This window comes from Adlercreutzia murintestinalis (genome assembly GCF_943192905.1).
In the GTDB taxonomy this organism is placed as follows: domain Bacteria; phylum Actinomycetota; class Coriobacteriia; order Coriobacteriales; family Eggerthellaceae; genus Adlercreutzia_A; species Adlercreutzia_A murintestinalis.
Genome location: NZ_CALPCC010000005.1, coordinates 1 through 18,602, shown reverse-complemented (window position 1 = coordinate 18,602; position 18,602 = coordinate 1). Strand labels below are relative to the sequence as shown.

General features: G+C 59.0%; 16 protein-coding genes. 6 read left to right on the top strand and 10 right to left on the bottom strand.

What is annotated here, in order from left to right; genetic code table 11:
* The first annotated feature begins 224 nt into the window (after window positions 1–224).
* On the top strand, window positions 225–1,715 hold the full coding sequence (locus NFR19_RS02310; protein WP_251212170.1) for an MFS transporter: 1,491 nt from the start codon (window positions 225–227) through the stop codon (window positions 1,713–1,715).
* A gap of 3 nt (window positions 1,716–1,718) precedes the next feature.
* Here NFR19_RS02310 and panD read toward each other — a convergent pair whose 3' ends face one another.
* From panD to NFR19_RS02290, 4 genes are all read right to left on the bottom strand, one after another.
* Window positions 1,719–2,126: an aspartate 1-decarboxylase gene (panD, locus tag NFR19_RS02305; protein ID WP_251212169.1), complete on the bottom strand. Its 408-nt coding sequence runs from the start codon at window positions 2,124–2,126 to the stop codon at window positions 1,719–1,721.
* Window positions 2,117–2,977 carry a pantoate--beta-alanine ligase gene (panC, locus tag NFR19_RS02300; protein WP_251212168.1) on the bottom strand — a complete coding sequence of 287 codons (861 nt, stop codon included), beginning with the start codon at window positions 2,975–2,977 and terminating at the stop codon, window positions 2,117–2,119. The genes panD and panC overlap by 10 nt, the downstream gene beginning before the upstream one ends.
* A gap of 5 nt (window positions 2,978–2,982) precedes the next feature.
* Window positions 2,983–3,813, bottom strand: a complete 831-nt coding sequence (gene panB, locus NFR19_RS02295) for a 3-methyl-2-oxobutanoate hydroxymethyltransferase (protein WP_251212167.1) — start codon at window positions 3,811–3,813, stop codon at window positions 2,983–2,985.
* A gap of 174 nt (window positions 3,814–3,987) precedes the next feature.
* A complete protein-coding gene (locus tag NFR19_RS02290) occupies window positions 3,988–4,779 on the bottom strand; it encodes a ZIP family metal transporter (RefSeq protein ID WP_251212166.1) in 792 nt (263 codons plus the stop codon).
* Window positions 4,780–5,011: 232 nt separating this feature from the next.
* Here NFR19_RS02290 and NFR19_RS02285 point away from each other — a divergent pair, with 232 nt between their 5' ends.
* Window positions 5,012–5,557: a methylated-DNA--[protein]-cysteine S-methyltransferase gene (locus NFR19_RS02285; RefSeq protein WP_251212165.1), complete on the top strand. Its 546-nt coding sequence runs from the start codon at window positions 5,012–5,014 to the stop codon at window positions 5,555–5,557.
* 162 nt (window positions 5,558–5,719) lie between these two features.
* Window positions 5,720–6,436 (top strand): DUF554 domain-containing protein, encoded by a 717-nt coding sequence (locus NFR19_RS02280; RefSeq protein WP_251212164.1) that lies wholly within the window; start codon window positions 5,720–5,722, stop codon window positions 6,434–6,436.
* Between the two features lie 83 nt (window positions 6,437–6,519).
* Here the strand turns inward: NFR19_RS02280 and NFR19_RS02275 are convergent, their stop codons facing one another.
* A complete protein-coding gene (locus tag NFR19_RS02275; protein ID WP_251212163.1) occupies window positions 6,520–7,194 on the bottom strand; it encodes an HAD family hydrolase in 675 nt (224 codons plus the stop codon).
* A 326-nt stretch (window positions 7,195–7,520) separates the two neighbouring features.
* Window positions 7,521–8,171 carry a metallophosphoesterase gene (locus NFR19_RS02270; protein WP_251212162.1) on the bottom strand — a complete coding sequence of 217 codons (651 nt, stop codon included), beginning with the start codon at window positions 8,169–8,171 and terminating at the stop codon, window positions 7,521–7,523.
* A 277-nt stretch (window positions 8,172–8,448) separates the two neighbouring features.
* On the opposite strand from NFR19_RS02270, the gene NFR19_RS02265 reads away from it, so the two are divergent.
* The 3 genes from NFR19_RS02265 to NFR19_RS02255 all read left to right on the top strand — a co-directional run bounded on the left by NFR19_RS02265 (window position 8,449) and on the right by NFR19_RS02255 (window position 10,565).
* Entirely contained in the window at window positions 8,449–8,700 is a 252-nt protein-coding gene (locus tag NFR19_RS02265; RefSeq protein ID WP_251212161.1) for a type II toxin-antitoxin system Phd/YefM family antitoxin, read from the top strand.
* A 3-nt stretch (window positions 8,701–8,703) separates the two neighbouring features.
* Complete coding sequence (locus tag NFR19_RS02260; RefSeq protein ID WP_251212160.1) at window positions 8,704–8,997, top strand: Txe/YoeB family addiction module toxin; 294 nt, start codon at window positions 8,704–8,706, stop codon at window positions 8,995–8,997.
* 251 nt (window positions 8,998–9,248) lie between these two features.
* Window positions 9,249–10,565, top strand: coding sequence for a hypothetical protein (locus NFR19_RS02255; protein ID WP_251212159.1), 1,317 nt, complete (start codon window positions 9,249–9,251; stop codon window positions 10,563–10,565).
* Between the two features lie 102 nt (window positions 10,566–10,667).
* On the opposite strand, the gene NFR19_RS02250 is transcribed toward NFR19_RS02255, so the two are convergent.
* The 4 genes from NFR19_RS02250 to NFR19_RS02235 all read right to left on the bottom strand — a co-directional run bounded on the left by NFR19_RS02250 (window position 10,668) and on the right by NFR19_RS02235 (window position 18,184).
* Window positions 10,668–12,617: an NAD(P)/FAD-dependent oxidoreductase gene (locus NFR19_RS02250; protein WP_251212158.1), complete on the bottom strand. Its 1,950-nt coding sequence runs from the start codon at window positions 12,615–12,617 to the stop codon at window positions 10,668–10,670.
* Between the two features lie 68 nt (window positions 12,618–12,685).
* The gene (locus tag NFR19_RS02245) at window positions 12,686–14,626 is read right to left on the bottom strand and encodes a PAS domain-containing hybrid sensor histidine kinase/response regulator (protein WP_251212157.1); all 1,941 of its coding nucleotides are present in this window, start codon (window positions 14,624–14,626) and stop codon (window positions 12,686–12,688) included.
* 23 nt (window positions 14,627–14,649) lie between these two features.
* The gene (locus NFR19_RS02240) at window positions 14,650–16,227 is read right to left on the bottom strand and encodes an MATE family efflux transporter (RefSeq protein WP_251212156.1); all 1,578 of its coding nucleotides are present in this window, start codon (window positions 16,225–16,227) and stop codon (window positions 14,650–14,652) included.
* 1 nt (window position 16,228) lies between these two features.
* A complete protein-coding gene (locus NFR19_RS02235; protein WP_251212155.1) occupies window positions 16,229–18,184 on the bottom strand; it encodes a DHA2 family efflux MFS transporter permease subunit in 1,956 nt (651 codons plus the stop codon).
* Window positions 18,185–18,602 lie beyond the last annotated feature (418 nt).

The following is an 18,602-nucleotide window of genomic DNA, read 5'->3' as shown; positions in this document are numbered from 1 at the left end:
CGCATAGCGGCGCTGTGCGGGCCTCTCAGCAAAAAGAGCACATCGCTTTCAAGCCGCCGCCCAGCAACCCTGAAACGTAATCATAGCCATTCTAGAACCTGCTGCCGTATCGGTTCGGTTTCGTGCGGAAAACAACCGCGCTGCACGTCGCTGAGCACCCCGGTTCAGCGGATATGGTGAAAGCAGTGCACCAAGGGCCAAACCGGCACGAGCAGCAAGGAGACATGATGGAAAACGGCGTGAACCGAGCGGCCATACCTCAAGGCAAAGCCATGTGGGCGATGATGGCCCTGATGCTCGGCAGCAATCTGCTCGCATCGTTCAACCAGTCGCTCATGAACATAGCGCTCGACCAGGTTGCCACCGATTTTCAAGTGAGCCTGTCGGTGGCGAACTGGATGGTGCTCGGCTTCACCATCGTGGCCGCCACGACCATCACCATGGCAGCATCGCTTTTGAAGCGCTACGGCATCCGCAAGGTGATGATCTTCGGCTACGCCGCGTCGCTCGCAGGCTCGCTCGTCGGTCTGTTCGCCCTCAATTTCCCCATGATGCTGGCAGCGCGGCTCGTACAAGCGCTCACGGTAGGGCTGTTCTTCCCCGTGGTCACCAGCGTTATTCTGACGATGGCGCCACAGGGCAAAGGCGGCACGCTGCTCGCCATAAACAGTGGGGTCATCGGCGTGGGCTTGGCGTTCGCTCCCATGCTCGCAGGGCTTTTGCTCACCTATGCCGGACTGCGCGCGCTCTTCATCATCCCGGTGGTCATGTCCGTGGCGCTGATCATACTGGGCGCGCGGTTCTTGCACGATATCTATGAACGCGAGAATCGCCGGATCGACCTTATCAGCGTCGCGCTCAGCTTCGTGGGGCTTGGCGCTGTCATCTTCGGGCTCAACGAGGTATCGCGCGACCCCCTGCCCTCGCTTGGCATCATGGCAGCAGGAGCCGTGGTGCTGGCCCTGTTCGCGTGGCGGCAATTTCGCATCCCTGACCCGCTGTTGAACCTGACTCCGTTCAAGCATCGCCAGTTCGTGGTTGGCGAATCGCTCATGATGCTCGGCTACATGGGTTCCATCTACATGAGCCTGCTCGTGCCGCTGTACTTGGAGGGCACCGCAGGATACACGGCGTTCGTGGCGGGGTGCTTCCTCGCTGTGCCCATCCTCTGCTATGCGGCGGCCTGCTTCGTAGGCGGGCGCATCGAGGACGCGCGCGGCATTTGGCCTCTCGTGCCCGTTGGCTTCTTGATGCTGCTCAGCGGGTTCGCCCTGATGGCTGTTACCTCATCGCTCATGCTGGTGATCGCCATGATGGTGTGCGTAGCGCTGTCGTATGCCGGTGTGGGTCTGGTATTCCCCACGCTCAAGGCGGTTGATCTGGGTGCGCTGCCGAAAGAGCTGTACGCACACGGCTCATCCATCCACTCGACGCTTGTGCAGATAGCCGGTTCTATTGGATCGGCTTTGTTCGTGGGCATCATGTCAGCCGATGTGGACCGCTTGATGGCAACGGGTATGAGCAAGGCGCAAGCCTATGCGGCCGGGTTCTCGCACACGCTGGTCATCGATATTGCGATCGTTGCCGCAGCGTTCGTGGTCTCTCTTTTCTTCGCGCGCATCATGCGCACCCACCGCAGCAAGAAGGATGCCTCATCTGCCCTACCGCACAAAACCGCAACGGTTGCCCCTCACAGCGGCGGCCACCGTGCCTGATGCTCAATCTGCGTCAAGCATGTCTTCCAAGCGCCCGTGGGCCTCATAGCGCGTACAGCGCACGATGGCGTTATGGTCATCCACAAACACCACACGGGGAGCATGCTCCTGTGAAGCTGCCTCGGCAGGGTCTAAGGCCGCATACGCCATGATGATCACCTTATGCCCCACTTCCACGCAATGCGCCGCGGCGCCATTCACGCAGATCATGCCGCTTCCCGCATCCCCGAAGATGACATAGGTCTCGAAACGGTTGCCGTTATCCACATCGGCCACGCATACCTTCTGGTATTCCACGATGCCAGCCGCCTCGCACAGCAGCGGATCGCAGGTGATAGAGCCCACGTAGTGCAGCTCGGCTTGCTTGACCGTGGCACGATGAATCTTTCCCTGCAATACCTCTATGAGCATGACTGCCCCTCTTCAAATATGAAATTATCGATCAGACGCGTCTCGCCGATGCGCACCGCCAGAGCCACCAGGGCCGTCTGCCCGATCGTATCCACCGGCTCCATGGTGAGCCCGTCAACCACCTGCGCGTAATCAAGGTACGCAAGAGGTTCTGAGGCAATCTCTTCTTCCAGGATCGCACGAACGCGCGCCGCATCGCGCTCGCCTGCGCGCACCGTCTGCTCAGCAGCGCGGATGGCACGCGAAAGCACGAGGGCCGCTTGGCGCTCCTGCGCGCTGAGGTAGGTATTGCGCGAGCTTTTCGCCAAACCGTCCGGCTCGCGCACGATCGGGCAACCGACCACCTGCACGTCCATGTTCAGGTCAGCCACCATGCGCTTGATGACCGCCAGTTGCTGAGCGTCCTTCTGCCCGAAGAACGCCCGGTGCGGCCGCACGATGTTAAACAGCTTGGTAACTACCGTGCACACACCACGAAAATGTCCCGGACGCGAAGCGCCGCAGAGCGTTTCGGTCAGACCTTCCACGCTCACATACGTGCTAAAACCCGCCGGATACATATCGTCTCCTGTCGGATGGAACACCGCATCGGCCCCATGCGCCGCGCAGATGGTCGCATCGCGCTCAAGGTCGCGCGGATAGCTCCCCAAGTCTTCGGTCGGCCCGAACTGGATAGGATTCACGAACACCGAAACCAGCACCCTATCGCAAGCTGCGCGCGCGGCGTCGATGAGGCTCTCATGCCCTTCGTGCAGGTACCCCATAGTGGGAACAAGCCCTACGGAAAGCCCCGCTTCACGCCACGTGCGCGCGAGCTGTTGCGCCTCTGCCACCGATCGTACGATCTCCATTGCCCCTACCCCTCAATCTGCTCGAGCACGCCCTCGGGCATACCATAGCAGTGCTCAGGGCCTGGGAAAGTGCCGTCCTTCACGCAGCGGTCGAAGTCAGCGTACGCTTCACGCATGAGCGCACCCGCCTCTGCGAATCGACGAACGAACTTGGGCATGAAGCCATCGAACATGCCGAGCATATCCTGATTGACGAGCACCTGCCCATCGCAGCCCGCACCTGCCCCAATGCCAATGGTAGGAATCTCCAAACGGCCGCTCACAAGCGTTGCCAGCTCGGCCGGCACCGCCTCAAGCACCACCGCGAACGCGCCTGCCTCTTGGATGGCCTGCGCGTCAGCCAAAAACTGCCGAGCAGCCTCTACCGTTTTGCCCTGCACCTTGAAACCACCGAAGGCGTTTATCCCTTGCGGCGTGAGACCAATATGGGCGCACACGGGAATCTGCGCTGCCGTGATGGCTGCGATGCGGTCGGCCATGGCCACGCCGCCTTCCAGCTTTACCGCATGCGCGCGTCCTTCTTTGATGAGGCGCCCGGCATTCGCCACCGCCTCGCAGACAGACACCTGATACGACATGAAGGGCATATCCGCGATGACGAGCGCATTCGTCACGCCACGCGTCACCGCAGCCGTATGGCGAATCATGTCCTCCATGGTGACCGGGATGGTATCGCCCAGCCCCAGCATCACATTGCCCAGAGAATCGCCCACCAAGATGGAGTCCACACCTGCCGCATCCACCAACCGCGCGGTAGTGTAATCGTACGCAGTGAGCATCGAGATGCGCTCGCCAGCTCTTTTCATCTCTTGGAACGTAGCTACGGTCACAGCCATGGGATGCCTCTCTTTCATGCAATGCACCAGGCCACTGGCGGCGCTAGCGCAGCGAAGATTATAGCGGTCGTCCTAGGAAAACCGAGCAATATATATGCCAAAAGGGCGCCCTCACATGCCAGAGCGCCCGGTTATCTGGACGGGCGGCGTAGGCAGCACAGGCAGCTGCACAGCCTATCCCAGCGCCACATCCAAGATCATCATGAGCACGAATCCCACCGCTACGCCGATGGTGCCAATGTTGGTATGGCGTCCTTCTTGTGTCTGCGGGATAAGCTCTTCGGTGACCACATACATCATGGCGCCCGCGGCAAAAGCCAGCACGAACGGCAACAGTGGCGTAGCAAGACCGGTCACGCCCACCATCAGCAGAGCGCCAAGCGGCTCAACCGCACCGCATGCTGTGCCAAGTGCGAACGCCTTCGCTTTGGAATATCCGTTTGACGTAAGCGGCAACGACACGATGGCGCCTTCGGGAATGTTCTGAATAGCAATGCCCACAGAAAGCGCCGCGACCGCAGCTAAGGTGATGCTAGCATCTCCGGCAAGGAACGCCGCCAGCACCACCCCGACCGCCATGCCCTCGGGCAGATTGTGGATCGCAAGCGCAAGCAGCATCATGGTGGGCTTCTTCAAACCTGCATCCATGCCCTCCGGCTCGTCGGCGCCTATGTGCAGGTGCGGCGTGAAGTGGTCGATGATCAACAACAGCACGATACCTGCAAGAAAACCCGCAGCAGCGGGCAGCCACACGGGAAGCCCTGTGCCCTCCGCCGCCTCCAGCGAAGGCATGATAAGGCTCCAAACGCTGGCAGCGATCATGACGCCTGCCGCAAACCCAAGCAACGCTTTGCGAAAACGCTCGCCCATGCCGTGGCGCAGCAGGAACACGAGAGCAGCGCCCAACGTGTTGCCCGCGAACGGCACTATCAACGCGATGCAGATACCAAGAGCGACACTATCCATGCGCACCCTCCTTCCCGCCAAGTCGGCCCAAGCCTTGAACCGCCAGCGCCCTTTCCACGATCCTCTTGCCTTGAGCATCGCAAATACCGTAGCGAAACGCGACGGCGCAGATGGTATCGTAGGTGAACTGTATAGGATACTCTTCCAACTGAAAGCCTCATCAGCGCAAAGAGGAACACTTGTTTGCTATACTCGTGCGCACGGGCAGCGCGCACCGTACAAGGAGGTTGCCATGACCACATACAGCACCACCTATCCAACTGAAGCGTTCGGCACCATCACGCTTGCAAGCGACGGAGCGAACATCGTGGGGCTCTGGTTGCCCGGGCAGAAATACTTCGCTGGCACCGTGAACGACGCCATGATACCCGATGCAACCTTGCCGGTATTCGCGAAAGCGTGCGCGTGGCTCGACCGCTACTTCGCGGGCGGGCGGCCCGCCATCGCAGAGGTGTCCCTTGCGCCTCAGGGAAGCGCTTTCCGCCAGCGTGTTTGGGAAAAGCTCATGCAGATCCCCTATGGGCAGACCCGAACCTACGGCGACATTGCAGCCGAGCTGGCACGTGAAGATGGTGTTGCCAAGGTTGCCGCACAAGCGGTGGGTGGCGCGGTGGGCCACAACCCCATCTCCATCATCATCCCCTGCCATCGCGTTGTTGGTGCACGCGGTAGCCTGACCGGCTATGCGGGCGGCATCGATAAGAAGGTGCGCCTGCTTGCCCATGAGGGCGTCAATATGGATGGCCTTTTCGTACCCAAAACAGGAACCGCGCTTTAACATAACCCCGCACAGCCTATTCGCTCCTGCCGCTCCCTCCCGATATTGGAGCCATGCTCTACCGATCGGCAGAAACCCGAAGCGCCCCGCTTGCAGTACCATACGCAAAGCACGATCATGCGAATGCACCGATCGCATCCGCTCAGACTATAAGGAGCCGCCTTGATAGGCACCATCGCCAATACCATAGCCATCATAGTTGGCAGCACTGTCGGAAGCATCGTGAAGCGCGGCCTAGGCGAGCGCTACCAGGAAGTGCTGTTCGCCGCTATGGGGCTTGCTGCGGTAGGAATTGGCATCAACGCCGTGGTCACCGGCATGGCCGACAGCATCTATCCGGTGCTCTTCATCGCAAGCCTCGCCATCGGCGGTGTCATAGGCACCGGGTTGGACCTCGCTGGACGCTTCGATCGGTTCGTCTCCAAGCGCGCGAAGCAGGAGGCGGGCGATCCTGCCGGGCTGGCACAAGGCCTCTCCACGGCCATCATGCTGTTCTGCTTCGGAGCGCTTTCCATCTTAGGTCCCGTGAACAGCGCGCTCTATGGCGACGAGACCTATCTGTTCACGAATGCCATGCTCGACCTAGTCACTTCCATGGTGCTTGCCAGTTCGTTCGGTATTGGCATAGCGCTGGCAGCCGCCGTGCTGTTCTGTTGGCAGGGTGCCATATATCTGCTGGCCAATCAGCTGGCCCCCCTGCTCACCGCCGACCTTATGGCCGAGATCACCATCGTGGGCGGTTTCTTGGTGCTAGCATCGGGTTTAGGCATCCTGAAAGTGAAGGAAATCCCCGTTATGAACCTGCTCCCAGCCATCTTCGTACCGCCCGTATGGTTCGGGATCGTCTCCCTCATTATGAACGTCGGCCTGATCGGCTAGCTTCGGCAGCGCAAGACACCTTCATTACCGCGCTCATTCAGTTCTAGCGCGAGCAACACGCTCGATCGGCGAGCGATTCGCCACTATTCGGCGCAATCGTCTCCCTTTCCGCAGTGAAGCATGGTGGCGAGTTCCGCCATGGATTTGCAACAGAAATCGGGATGCTCGGCTTTGAGCGCATCAGCCGGGAACATGCCCCAGAGCGCCGCATACGTCGCGCATCCCGCCGCGTTTCCCGCCTGGATATCGTAGGGGCTGTCGCCGATATAGGCGCATTCTTTCGCCGGGATGCCTAGAAGCTCGCACCCATGCACGATGGGTCCAGGGTCAGGCTTGTGCTCGGGCCAATCGTCTGATCCAATGATGAACTCGAAGAACTCGAGGATGCCCGTCAGTTCGAGCCCGCGCTCCGCCATCATGTGGCGCTTGGACGTGACGACCCCCATCCGGTACCCAGCCGCCCGCAGCTGCGCGAGCGCCTCGCTTACGCCTAAGAACGACTTGATACCGGCATCGTGGATGCTGTCATTATGCTCGCGATAATCCGCCACCATAGCCTCAGCCTTCGCCATATCGCCGCTCGCGAAGACGGCCATCTGGTCGAGCAGCGGCGTGCCGACCCCCTGCATGAGCTGCGCATCGGTACAGTCGTAGCCGTAGAGGTCGCACACCGTGCGCCTCATAGAGGTCAGTATGATGTCCTGCGTATCGATGAGCGTTCCGTCCGCGTCGAACAGCAACCCCTTGAGCGTGCTCATGTGCGCCTAGCCTCTCCTTGTTGCTCCGGATCTCACATCAAGATAGATACTACAACAAGGCCATGGAAACCGAGACGCGAGGCCGGATGAGAGAGCGGCCTTATGGCGGGCTGCGGCTTGGAGGGCTTCCTTGCTCTTGCGTCGGCGGCTTTCTTCGCCTGCGCACCCTTCTTGCCCGCGTTCCTTGTTGCCATCGTGGCTCCTTACGTGTTGAAGATGCGGTGGCGAAGCGCTTGCATGCCATGATCAGCATTTGGAATCGCCACCATGCTACGGGGATGCAGGGGTTGCTCCCTGGGTTCCTTAACGCTTCGCCACTTCCTACGCTAGCGACGCGGCGGCTCAGGTTCGTATTCTTCGGCGTTGCCGTCGCTGTCGAAGGAGAACGCCGTGTAGCGCTGGTGCTTGGTGTCGTACTTTAGCACGGGAATCTGACCCGACTTGTGCGTTGTGTCATCCAGGTAATAATGGCTCGCGCCGTCCCAGTAGACATCATGGAATGACTCGTCTTGGGCCATGTTATACGTTCCCGTATGCCCCGCGATGACATCCTTCAAGAACTTGCCCTCATTCCACGGGAACATCTCGCACATGTCCTCTTCGGAGGTGCCCCATTTCCAAAGGTCACCGGCCTCTTCGTCAATGCCCGCATGCACGAAGATCTGCGTGGGCGTCTCGTAGTAGAACGGCAGCTTCTTCATCCATTGGAATGCGGGGTCGTCCTCGTAGTTGATGAAACGATGTTCCTCGACGAAGCGATACTCGTGGTTCCCCATGAGCGCGACGACCTGGCCTGGATGCTCGTCCTGCAGGCGCATGATCTCGCGGATCATCGTGAAGTCGCCATCGGGTGGCGGCATATAATCGCCGCAAAAGATAAGCTTGCTTTCGGGGTCGCTCAAGTCGACAACCGCCATGGAGTGCTCGAATGCCTCCATCTCACCGTGCATGTCGCTCATTGCGTATAGGTGTGGCATAGTGCATCCCCCTTCAATGCGCGAGGTATCGGAGGTTATGCCAAGGGTATTTGACACCCTGACACGTTGAGTTTCTCGGGTATAACAATCATATCGTCTGCATAGGACTTTTTCGCACCATGCATTACTTAACATTAAAGTCAATCATGAATTATGATCGACTGGGCAAAGACCATCATCCAATAGTGCAGGCTACTCGGCTTATCTGATTCTTCCTAACCATTGACGTACGTCATTACGCACGCTACACTTGAAGCGAGCATTCTAAGGAGTTCTTATGACGAGCATAACTGCTACTGCAGCACGTAAGGACATCTACAATCTCATTACGCGCGTAAACGAGGACTGCAAGCCCGTCGCAATTACCAATTCGAGGGGCAAAGGCGCCGTGCTAGTTGGCGAAGACGATTGGGCAGCCATTGAAGAGACCCTTTACATCATGGGCGTCCCCAACATGACCGAGAAGCTCCTTGTCGCCAAGGAAGAGGGTATCGACAGGTGCGTTACAGCCGACCAGCTTGATTGGTAGGCCATGTATCGCGTTGTGTTCAGCAAAGAGGCAGCCAAGGATGCCAAGAAGCTTCGTGCCACTGGGCTTGCCGAGAAGGCGAAGAAGCTGGTTGAGAGAGTAGGCGAAGATCCCTTTGCCCACCCGCCTGCATTCGAGCCGCTCGTAGGGAACCTATCGGGTATGTACTCCAGGCGCATCAATCGACAGCATCGCTTCGTCTACGAGGTGGTTGAAGAAGCGATCATCGTTGACGATTGCACCTTTGAGGGTACTGTCAAAGTGCTCAGCATGCGGACTCATTACGAAACGCTATAGAAAACATCGACTCGGCACCTAAGCCTTATCGAAAAGTCAAATGTGCCCCAACGACAGCCTTGTGCTCGACAAAAGGAACAGCAACCATGCATTTCAAGTATCGCAACGGACTATCCGATCCTGGAACCATCGAGCAGATCCGAGCTCTTCTCGCAAAGTATGATAACGCCTTCATTCCCCCTCTTTCGCAGCGAAGCAGCTCGACTCAAGCAGCCTTGGGCCCGAATTCCGGTACACGATCCGAGGGAACCGTGGATGCCTATCTCGATTCGATCAAAGGGCAGGGCTTCATCCTCGCTATCGACTCCGATTCTGACGTCGAGCGTGTGGCGGGATTCCTTGCCTTCAAGCAGGATTATGAGTGCGCCGCGCTTGGTGGACGGAGACACCCATGCCACTATGTGACAACCGTGCTCATCGACGAGGACTACCGCGGGTTGCGTCTAACCTACGACCTTTACAACGAGTTGTTCGCCTTCGTGGTTGACGAGGGAGGCATCCTGAATCCGATCGCCACGCGAACCTGGGACAGCGAAACCAGCGAACATGCAAATGGTGCGCATATTCACATTTTGGAACAACTCGGATTCGAGCTAGTCAAGCGCATCAAGGACGACCGCGGCGATGGCATCGACACTGTTTACTACCGCAAGGAGTTCTCCGAGCAGCAGGCCGGGTTGCTCCAACGGCTGATAAGCACCCACACGCTCAGCGCCTTCGCTATTGCGGGCATACTGATAGCCCTTACGGTATTCTCAGCCATCGCTTACCTGTGCAACGGCCTCGGCGAAGAGGCTGGCGAACTGATGCTCGCCTTCACGACATCTCTTCTCGTATCAGCAGTGTGCCTCATCATCGATGCCGTCTCACAATACAAACTGGCACGCAACGAGAAGTACTTGACGGACATGAGGAAGTTCGGCATCGACGGACTCAACTTCGACAAGCAATTGCTACTCATAGAGCACATCCACAACGCTCATGATACGATCTGGCTCTCTGGCTGCCGCCATATCCTCAACTCGAGCATCGCCGCATACCTGCAACGCGCCATATCCAAGGGCATGCACATGCGCGTCCTCTCGTCACCACCTTGGTCGGAGGCCTACAGGCTCATTTACGATGATGCAGAAAGCACCATCAACAACTACATCAAGCTCTTCCGCATGACGCTTATATGCGATGCGGATAACCGATGCTCCGACGTTATCGACCGATGTGAATTCCGCTTTAGCGACAAGCCCTTCTTCAGCGACATCTATCGCATCGACGACACTATAATCACCAGCGCATTCTCATACTATGGAGAAAAGCGCGGTTCTCACCTTGACGGCAAGACCGAAGCAACTGCGCGCGATTTCTTCACCATGGTCACCCATGACGGCAGCAAGCTCTTCAACAACATGTACGAGGAGTACATCACGCTTTGGAATTCATGCGAGCTCAAGTTGGACAATGAGAAGTTCATCAAGCTGTTCCCAGACATCTCATACCGCAAAATGAGCTTCGAGAAAAAATGCGACCGCATACGGGAATGCCTCGTTCCCGTATGCCAACAGCGTCAATAGGGTCAGGTCATTCGGGAGTACGGACTAAAACTTGGACCATATAGTTGGTCAGGTTTGACAGCAGTGCTCGATAGGCATATCGAAGAGGCGCTGAAGCGTGGCTCAGATATCCAGGGCAGCGTGATAGGCCTCATAGATGGCAAGGCAGATATTGGCCGGACGCAGCGCATCACCGACCACGCGCACGAAGGGCGCACCATCGCGCAATCCCTCCACCACAGCGCTGCGGCTACGTCGGCCGATCGCGCTGATGACCGACGTGCCAGGCACCACCCGCGTCGTCCCATCAGAGAGCGCCACCATCACACCATCGGCCTGAATAGCTTCAGCGCGAGCACCGGTCAGCACCTCAATGTCGGTATTCTCAAGCTCGGCCAGCAAAATGGGTCTGTTGCGAATGTTCGCATCAGGCGCCAATTCGGGTCCCATCTCCACCACGTGCACCGTGCGGCCCTGCTGCGCCATCAGCAGCGCACATTCGCAGCCGGTCAGACCACCGCCGATGATGACCACCTCATCACCCGGGTCGGCGTTCTCCAGATACAGCTCGTCAATGCCGATAACCCAGGCGTCCGCATCCGCCGGCATCGGCAGTTCAAGTTCCTCAGAGCCTACTGCCACTATGAGCGCATCGGGCTTGAACGTCTCGCAAAACGCCGCATCAACGGGCTGATTCAAGATAATATGCACGCCAGCATGCTCTATAAGCCGCGCATACGTGCGCGCCAGCTCGTACATATCATATTTGAACGGGAGCGCCGCCTCAGTGTTCAAGATGCCGCCAAGCGCACCGCTCGCCTCGCACAGCGTCACGTCATGCCCGCGCAAGGCCGCTGTGTGCGCCGCTTTCAAACCCGCGATGCCGCCGCCAACTACCAGCACGCGCTTGCGGCTTCCCGCGGGTACGATCTCAAGCCCCTCGAACTCACGCCCGATCAACGGATTGACCGCACAACGCCGCGTCTGCGTGATAGGCCGCTCGGCCATGCACACGAAACAGCGAACGCACTTCACCACATCGGCCCCGCGGTTCGCCATCACCTTGTTCGGCAGCTCCGGATCGGCCAAAAGCCCGCGTGCCATGGCCACCATATCCGCCTTGCCACTCGCAATGATTTCCTCCATCTGCGCCGGATCGGATAGGCCGCCGATGGTGGCTACCGGCACGTCAACGCACTGCTTGATGCGCGCCGCTAAGTGCACGTTCACGCCATGATCACGAAACATCGACGGATGCGTAAGAGAGAAGCCGAACTGATAGGACCCCGCCGACACATGCAGCAGGTCGATCTGATCCTGCAAAGCCTGCGCAATACGGCACCCTTCCTCCACATCGTATCCACCGTCGAACAGCTCAGATCCGCTCATGCGCAACTCAATGGGGAAACCCGGGCCAGTCGCCTCGCGCACCGCGCTGAGCACCTCGCGCACGATGCGCACACGGTTCTCAAGACTGCCGCCGTACTCGTCTTCCCGCTTGTTGAAATACGGCGAGAGGAACTGATTGAGCAGCCACCCATGCCCCGCATGCACCATGCACATCTGAAAACCTGCGCGCTTGGCAAGCGCTGCCGCCTCAGCGTAGGCCGCCACGATATCAGCGATCTGCTCGACGGAGAGCGCTCGCACCGGCATGCCATCTGGGCGCACCCCATCACTGGGACCCCACTGGCACAAGCTACCCTTCTTCTCTTTATCAACCATGTACGTGCCCGCGTATTGCCCCGAATGCGACAATTCAATGGAAGCCACCGCACCGTGACGCTTGATGGCATCGGCCACATACGCGAACGCTCCCAGCTGACCTGGCGTAGCAAGCGACAGGTGCAGCATCTGTGAGCCATCCGTAGCAGGGTGCACCACCAACTCGCTCACGGTGACGCTCGCAGCACCACCCTTCGCGCGCGCCTCGTAAAACCCCAACGTACGAGGCCCCGGCGTTCCGTCGGCCAAGATATCGGTAGCACCCATCGGCGCTGAAGCCATGCGATTGCGCAATGTCAGCTTCCCAAGGGTGATCGGCTTGCAAAGATTCGGATAATCGCGCTGCATAAGGCTTCCTCTCCGAACGACAAAGGCAGGATAGAGCCAGTGTAGCATCGCTGCGCCTTGCGCAGGCGTCACCTGAGGCAATCGATCAAGATATTAAGCAGATTCCTCACGTTCAAAGGCTTGGTCGTATGCGCAGTCATGCCCGCTGCTTTCGCACGCTGCGCGCTCTCTTCAAACGCATCGGCGGTTACTGCAATGACCGGCAGCGTAGCCGCATCGGCCCGCGGAAGCTCCCTGATAGCGCACGTGGCTTCGTCGCCATCCATCTGGCGCATGCGCATATCCATGATGACCACGTCGAAGGTGCCCGCCTGAGCTGCCGCTACCGCCGCTACCGCCGACGTCCCATCGTCGGCCTCTTCCACGGTGAAGCCGTATTGCTTCAAGATCTCGCACATCACTTCGCGGGACAGTTCGTCATCGTCGACCACCAGTGCATGCTTGCCCTCGAACGAGTACACATCACGCACATCGGCCTCGGTCGTCGGCACAAGCTCAGCAGCATCATCTTCGGGCGCCTGCGCGAGGCGCAACGGCACAGTCACCACGAACTCGCTGCCCTGCCCCACGTGGCTGGTTACCTCAAGCGTACCGCCCATCATGTCCACCAAATTGCGCGTAATGGCCATGCCAAGTCCGGTGCCCTCAGTGTGCTCCGTTCCGTCTGAGCCTTCGCGCTCGAACGGATTGAACAGGGTCTCTTCAAAGCCAGGCTTCATACCGCAGCCCGTATCGATGACCGACATGCTGTAGCGGCCATACCCCGACGGCGCCTCGGCATGCTGCCACATCTTCACCTCTACCAGGCCACCATCCGGCGTGAACTTGAACGCATTGCCGATAATGTTCACCAGTATCTGATTCAGACGCAACTCGTCAGCCATCACGCGCGCATCGCGCACCTCGTCGGTGGTCACTGCGAAATCCATGCCCCGTTCGGCCGCCTGACCCGAGAACATGACCTCCATGCCCCGCGCCATCTCAAGCAAGTCCACCGGCCGCTCTTCCAGCACCACCTTGCCGCTCTCAATGCGACTCATATCCAAGATATCGTTCACCAAGCTGAGCAAGTGAGCGCTCGACCGATTGATCTTGTCCAGACAATCGCGCACCCGCTCCGGTTCGTCCAAGTGGTTGAGCGCAATGCCCGCGAACCCCGATATAGAGTTCATCGGCGTGCGGAAATCGTGCGACATATTCGTAAGGAACGTGGACTTCGCGCGGCTCGCATGCTCGGCCAACGCCAGCGCATCCTCCAAAGCGGCCTTTTGGCGCCGCAGCAGCCGCATCTGCTCGGCACTGCCCTCTTCCACACGCTTGCGCCGCGTCACATCCTCAAGCAGCCCCATACCGAAACGATTGGTCTCTCCCACATGCCCCACGCTCAACTGAATCCAACGTCCATCAAGGGTCATGCCCTCGTAGAGGATATCGGCACCACCATCCTTGAACGCTAAGGCGCGCGTGCGGATCTCGCGTTCGCTCTCGGGGCCGAACAGCTCGCGCGTAAGATCCGTCAAGCTGGTGTAGTTAGAGCTCAACCCGTACGCCTCACAGGCCGAAGGCGTTAACATGATGAGGTTGGTGCGCATATCGTAGAAGAAGAGATACGCCGCCACCGCGCGCGTGGACAGATTGGCCTGCATCAGCACATCCGTCACGTTGCTGACCATGAATCCGCAATAGCCCTTCATGCTGACCGGAAAAGCCATCGCGCGCATGAATTGGTTTATCAGCGCCGATACTGCCTCGAATTCACAGGGCTCATCGTAGAAGGCAGCGCGATAGAACGCATCGAGCCAGGTGGTGTCGCCGCCCCACATCTCATAGACCTTGCGCCCCATCAGCTCATCAACCGTCTGATCGGTTAGCGCCGCCATAGCCGGATTGAGATATACATATGAGAAATCAACAGGCTGCCCTGTCTCATCAACGTGCAGACGAGCAACCCCGAACGGTTGCGGGCTTCGATCGAAGATCTCGCTGCATGCCTTGAGCATCGGCTTCATCGCCTCCTGAGGCGATTATACGCCTAATGATGAGCAGCTAAGTCAGTATTTTGCAGGCGGCGCAAACGACGCAGTTCCCAGATGATGAAGATCAAAACGGTGAACACCGACAGAAAATCCGATACCGGCGTTGCGAAATAGAGCGCATCAAGCCCATCGAAGCTCGGCGCGATGGCTGGCAGCACATGCGGCATGATGAACAGCAGCGGCACCAAGAATAGGATCTGCCGCGTCAGCGTCAAGAAGATGGACTTCGCAGGTTGACCGGTTGCCTGGAAGTAATTCGCACCGATGATCTGGAACCCAACGAACGGCAGCACCGCAAATTGCACCCGCAACGCGAATGCGGTGAACGCAACCAGCGCATCATCCTTGATGCCGAACGCACCGGCAATAGCCTGGGGGAACAGCATGATGACCAGCCATTCCACCACGCTGAACACCGTTGCCACCGCAATGCCAAGCCCAAGCGTTTTGCGCACGCGCGCGATCTTGCGGGCACCGTAATTGAAGCCAAGCAGCGGCTGCAACGCAATGGAGATGCCCACCAATGGCATGACCGAGAACATGCCAATGCGGTTCACCACGCCGATGGAAGCCAGCGCATCGGTCGTGCCGATCACGCTGAGCGCACCGTATTTGACCAGCTGGAAATTCAACACGAAGTTGACCACCGCCATGCCCGCCTGCACCGCGAAGCTAGGAAACCCATACGCCAGGATCGTGCCGACGATGCGCCACCGCGGTGCCAGATATCGCATATGGATGCGCAGCGGCACGTCCTTCGCGAAGAAGAAATACGACAGCACCGCCACCGCCGAGCACGCCTGGCCCGCAAGCGTGGCGAAGGCGCTACCGGCCACACCCCAGCCATTCAGGATGACGAACCAATAGTTGAAGCCCGTTGCCGCCACCAAACCGATCACCATCGTACCCAAAGCCGTGTTCGGCGACCCACAGGTGCGAATGAAGTTGTTCACGCCCATGCCGATGCTCTGCAAAATGAACCCGAAGCAGAGTATCTGAATGAACGTACGCGCATAGGGCCGCACTTCGTCGGTGGCGCTCGATGCGCTCAACAGCCCTTCCATCAGAGGCGGGCAAGCAGCCGCAGCAGCCACCAGCACCCACAGCACCACCGAAAGCGCGATCACATTGCCAAGCGCGCGCTCAGCCTGTTCCCGCTTACCCTCTCCCAAGCGCAAAGCCGCAAGCGCATTGCCGCCATTGCCCACGAGCATGGCCAGCGCCATGAACACGATCATGATAGGGTTGGCCACCGTCACCGCGGACAGGCCCACTTCGCCTACCGCATGACCCAAGAAGATGGAATCGACCAGATTGTAGGACCCGTTCACCACCATGCCCACCACTGAGGGCACGGCGAACTCGGCGATCAGGCGCCCTACCGGTTCGGTGCCCATGCGCGTCACACGCTCAGCATGACCGGTGGGCCGACCATTGCCCGCCAGGCGTTTCTTACCCGCAACATCCTCTGGACGCTCGTGCGCCCGGCCGTCTACCGCATGAGGCGCCCGATTATCGCCCGCTCGGTGCGTTTTTTCATCTACTGCATGGTGTTGTTCTTGCTCTTCGGCCACCTCAACCCCTGTCAATATCCTCAATGGCATCCGCCAGCGAGCGCACGATGTTGCGCCGACTCAGCGTGCCTACCAAACGACCATCGTGTACCACCGGCACCTTCTTGATGCGCTTCTCGGCAAGCACGCGACACACCTCTTCGATAGGCGCTTCCTCATCCACCGAGATGACTCGCTTCGTGGCAATGCTCGCAACATCCAGCTCCAGAAGATCCTTCAAGCGCTGCTTCATGGCCTCATCGTCGGTGAACCGGTACAGATTGATGGATGCATCGAAGAAAGCTATTTCGTTCTTGCCCAAATACGATGCTACATCGCCATCCGATATGAAACCGACCAGATCGCCCTTGGCATCCACTACCGGCAGCCCACTGGTATCGTTGGCGGCCATGATGCGGATGACCTCGCGCATCTTCGTATCGGTGCTCACGCAGACCGGCTCGCGCGTCATAGCATCTTTGGCGCAGTAGTTGGTATAAGGGTCAGCCGGGCTCTCAGCGCGCGTGGCATCCACCGTCACTCCATCAAACCCAGCAGCATAATCGGTCAGCTCTGCCCCCTCAGCGGTACCGCCGCGCGCCTCATCGCCCACCGCAGCCGTGCCTGCACGCCGCGGATCGCGCGCGAAGATCAAAATGACCACACCCGCCACGCACATCAGCACGAACGTAGTGATAAAAGCCATGTGATCGCCTAGATAGGCCTGCTCGAGAGGCGCCGCCTCCGGTGCTACCGCTGGCGCCAGCGCCGATATGGAAACGAGCACCGCCGTGCCCAGCGAAGCCGCTACCTGGTTCAGCGTGTTCGAGAGGCCCTGAGCATGCTGGATAACGCTGTTGTCCAGCGAATTGACGCCCCACGTGTTCAGCGGCGTCATGGTGAACTGCAAGCCCACCACGAGCACCGTGTAGGTGATGGTCAGATTGATGAAATTGCTATCGATCCCCAGCCGCGCCAACCCAGATGCGCCGATCACAGCAACGATAACGCCCGGGATGACCACCCGCCGTATACCGAAGCGGTCGAACAGCCGCCCGCTCACCAGACCCATGAGCGCGCCGATCAAGGCTCCGGGCAGCATGGCGATGCCCGACATGGTGGCCGAGAAGCCCAGCACGCCCTGAATATAGAGCGGCGTGATGACACCCGTGCCCATAAGCGCCGCCTGCACAATGACGATCACGATGACCGCAATAGCGTACTTGCGCGTACCAAGGATGCTCACCTTGATCATGGGTTCGGGCAACACCAGCTGACGGCGCACATACAGCCCCAGAAGAATCAGGCCTACCACGATCAGCGCCAGTGTCACGATCAAATTCTGGCTGGACGAGAACGTGGAAAGTCCATAGAGCAAGCTCACCAGACCGAGCGATGAGAGCACCACCGAAGGCACATCGAACGTGGTACGCTTGAAGTCGCCGTAGTTGCGCAACACTGCGATCGACAGGGCGACAACTACCACCGCGAGCGCGGTGGTAATCGCGAACAGCGCGCGCCAACCCACGGTATCCACCAAAAGGCCTGCTACCGAAGGCCCGATCGCAGGCGCGAACCCGATGATCAAACCGATAACGCCCATAGCGGTGCCGCGCTTCTCGCGCGGGAAGATGAGCAGGATGACCGTGAACACCATAGGCATGGACATGCCCGTGCATACCGCCTGCAACACGCGCCCCAACAGGAGCACCCAGAAATTCGGCGCGAGTGCCGCCGCCAAACTACCAAGTGCGAAGATGATGAACGCGCTGATGAACAGCTGGCGCGTGCTAAACCGCCCGATCAGAAACGCCGAAAGCGGGATCACCACAGCTTCCACCAACGAATAGCCACTCGTGAGCCACTGCACCGTGGTGGCATCCACTCCTAAATCTCCCATGATGGACGGCAGCGCCGGCGAGAGCAACGTCTGGTTCAGCACCGCGAGAAGCGTGCCCGCCAGAAGCACTGCTACCATTACCATATCCTTGCGATCAACACCTAAAGCCATACGTCAAACAACCTCTCTTGTGTGCTCATATTCGTTTTGCGCATAATCTTTAAGTATATGCATATGCGCAACGGAATCATAGGGGGTTCTTTGGCGAATGGCGAGCAGGGACCCTCGTGCTCCTTGCCAGCAATCCGCGTCCCATAGTTCATCGGCGATAAAAAGAACAGGACCGGAAACGTTCGCTTCCGGTCCCACACGCAGGGCAACTCTCTTCTGATCCAGCTTCTTCCGCACTCGCACAGAGCAAGCGACGTATGCCTCCCTATCACGCTGACGATGCCCTCACGCACGCGCACGGAGCGCGCAACACCCAACGCTCAGCTCCACGCGCCCTTATGCCGCATACATCGCTTGCGCTTCGTATGCCCCTTACGACTCTTGC